At 43.6% G+C, this 1604-nt stretch carries 1 protein-coding gene; it reads right to left on the reverse strand.

Features of this window, described 5'->3' with window-relative positions:
- Nucleotides 1-635: 635 nt before the first annotated feature.
- The gene (locus ACFI6L_RS20190; RefSeq protein WP_338852938.1) at nt 636-1016 is read right to left on the reverse strand and encodes a hypothetical protein; all 381 of its coding nucleotides are present in this window, start codon (nt 1014-1016) and stop codon (nt 636-638) included.
- Nucleotides 1017-1604 lie beyond the last annotated feature (588 nt).

A 1604-nucleotide genomic window follows, 5' to 3' on the forward strand; every position in this document is an offset into this window, starting at 1 on the left:
CTAACTTTGTCTTACTAACTCCGTTTGAATGGAGATGAATAGTAGGTTTGGCGACTGATGTGCAACCAGCTAATACAATGATAAAAAATGACAGTAGTATCGTTTTCATCCCTGACACCTAACGCTAAGCTTTGGGGCGCTAGCACGTGGGCTAAAATCCGAACGAAGTGAGTCAGCCCACGTGTTAGCGTCCCAGCGACCGGAGGGAGTGCCAACAGCGTTTTGTTAGGCGTACAAAGGAACGTACGCAGCTTTGCTGCCACCACTAGCCGATACGGCCACTTATTTAAATTATTGAATTTAAGATAAAACAACCCTGTGCGAAAAGCCAGATGTTAACGGTATTACTGGATAAAAGAGCGAATTTAGAAAACTTGTAGTGTTGAATGTTGGCGTTGCGGTGTTGATGAAAAGCACGTTGCTAAAGCCGTTGAAACTACCGAAAAAGCAAGCCGTAAAGACAACCTAGCGAAACAACCTTGATGCTGTAATGTCACGTCCGAACGTACTTTTTAATGCTGTAAGTAAATGACGCCTAACTTTCCAATAACGGGCGCAGACATGTGTGCAACAATGGCGAAGCCGCGCACGTGTTTGCGTCCCAGCGAGCGGCAGCGAGTGCCATAATTTGTTTGTTATGCGCCATTGCGCCAAGTGATCTCTGCATTTGGAAAGCTCTTGTTTAACTGATTAGTGACTTCTAGAGAGACCTGATATTCAATTTCTGGCTCGGCGTAAATAAGTATATCTTTTACAATGCATTGGTCGTTAGAAAGTAATGTAACGAGTTTATCTAGAGATACGGTTTTACCTTTTCGCCTGACCAAGTTATTGCCGATTATGTATATTGATTCTTCAACGCAGATATCGTTTCTGTGACAGTATGTGGGGCAGTCTTTCTTTTCTCCGTCTGATACGATTAACGCATTTTCAGGATTATTGTCCATGCCGAGCGCGAAGAACAGAATCAAGATTAATAAGATACTCAATAAACCTATTTGCGCTTGATTGTTCATCGTATTCTCCGTGTCGCATAACTTTTAAATAAGGGGCGAAGGCGTGTGGGGCATAATGGCGAAGCCGCCCCGCATGTATGCGTCCCAGCGACCGGAGGGAGTGCCAACAGCGTTTTGTTAGGCGTACAACTGAAAGTACGCAGCTTTGCTGCCACCACTAGCCAAATAGACCGCGTATTTAAATTATTGAATTTAAGATAAAATAACCCTGTGCGAAATGCCAGATGTTAACGGTAATGCTGGATAAAAGAGCGAGTTTAGATAACTTGTATTGTTAAATGTTGGCGTTGCGGTGTTTATGAAAAGCACGTTGTTAAAGTCGCTTAAACAGCAATATGTGCTAGCCGCAAAGACAACCTAGCGAAACAACCTTGATGCTGGAATGTCACGGTTGAACCCACATTTTAGTGCTGTAAGCAAATGACGCCTAACTTTTCAATAACGGGCGCAGGAACGTAGGGCATAATGGCGAAGCCGCCCTGCGTGTATGCGTCCCAGCGAACGAAGTGAGCGAGTTTATTGAGTTGTTAGTACCCGTAAACCCAATACTACCTAGCAACATTATTTAATTTTATTCCTATTTTTGAC

The organism is Alteromonas sp. G4i35, assembly GCF_054960375.1.

Coding starts and splice junctions, on each gene's coding strand:
- ACFI6L_RS20190 (WP_338852938.1), bottom strand. CDS start 1,016: ATGAACAATCAAGCGCAAATAGGTTTATTGAGTATCTTATTAATCTTG.